Raw genomic sequence first — 1,187 nt, 5'->3', positions numbered from 1 at the left:
CCAGTCTAGTGCGGGCATGAACGCTCCTGGGATGAAACGCTTTCGTAACATGGCGGAGTACATGGCCGTCGCTGCGATGCTCTCCACGCCGATTCGCACCTGTGCTCAGACAGCGGGCCAGCCGATGAGCTTCGATGTAGCTCTCATCCGTCAGAATGTAGACAACATCGGAACGTGTAGTCCGGACCAGGTGCAGCCTACACCGAACGGATTTCATATGACCAATTGCCCACTCCTGATGGTGGTGGGCGCGGCTTATATACCGACATCGGGCGACCCGCTCGGATACCTGGTGCAGGAGCGCATTCTAGGGATGCCGCGAGAACTGTCGCAGGAGCGCTATAACATCGAGGCTCGCATCGCCGATTCGGACGCCGCGGCCTGGCGAGATCCGGTGCAGCGAACAAATATGCTTGCATGCCATGATGCAGACTCTGCTGTCCCAGAGGTGCAAGCTGGTGGTACATCGCGAAATGACAGACAAGCCCATTTTCGCGCTGCAGATCGCGAAGAATGGACCGAAGTTGACGCCCGCCAAGTCGGGTGAGGTGGAGGCAGCCCAGGCCAAGCATCCGGGTGCGGTGGCAATCCCCGGAGGGAGCGGCGTCTTCGTCCGTGGGCAGGTCGATGGGCATATCGATATTTATGGCGCCACTACAGGCACGCTGGCGCTGCTATTGTCCGGACCTGCGGGCCGACCTGTCGTTGACAAGACTGGTCTAACCGGGATCTACGATATGCATCTTGACATGGGGCGAGCCGGACTAGTCTCGGATAGCTCAGCGGATTCTGGAGTGTCCGTTTTCTCTTCGCTGCAGGAGCAGCTTGGGTTGACATTGAAGTCACAGAAAGACAAGGTGGAGTTACTGATCATTGACCGCATTGAGCGGCCTTCACCGAACTAATTCTTTCGGCACTCTCACCGTCCGTATGGCCAGTAACGATAAACGCTCTTAGCGGAGGCCGCGGCCAGTCGCTACCAATAAGCCGACTTTATCGGTACTGATCCGCGCGACTCCCGCGCCTATCTAGTGAAGCGCGTAGACATCGATTTCGCCCATGGGGTTAGTGGCAGTAGTGAGGTCGTGGCCGGTGGAGATGTAGACCTTGCCGTTGCCGACGACAGGTGAAGTGAACTTGATGCCGTAGCCGGGAACGTCGGCGGAGTTCATTGAGCTGCTGTAGAG

At 58.0% G+C, this 1,187-nt stretch carries 2 protein-coding genes; both read left to right on the top strand.

Translation table 11 applies throughout. The features are described from left to right. Positions 1-547, top strand: a 547-nt coding sequence (locus AB4043_RS26165; protein WP_442308608.1) for a hypothetical protein, incomplete at its 5' end; no start/stop codon positions are given. Further along, positions 474-905, top strand: a complete 432-nt coding sequence (locus AB4043_RS26160; protein ID WP_442302913.1) for a TIGR03435 family protein — start codon at positions 474-476, stop codon at positions 903-905. The genes AB4043_RS26165 and AB4043_RS26160, both read left to right, overlap by 74 nt. Positions 906-1,187 lie beyond the last annotated feature (282 nt).

It is taken from the genome of Terriglobus sp. YAF25, assembly GCF_052113305.1.
In the GTDB taxonomy this organism is placed as follows: domain Bacteria; phylum Acidobacteriota; class Terriglobia; order Terriglobales; family Acidobacteriaceae; genus Terriglobus.
The sequence above is the reverse complement of the archived record's forward strand: the minus strand, read 5'-3'. Positions and strand labels throughout refer to the sequence as shown.

Excerpts from the sequence above, each read along its gene's own strand:
- AB4043_RS26160 (WP_442302913.1), top strand. The coding sequence starts at position 474 with ATGACAGACAAGCCCATTTTCGCGCTGCAGATCGCGAAGAATGGACCG.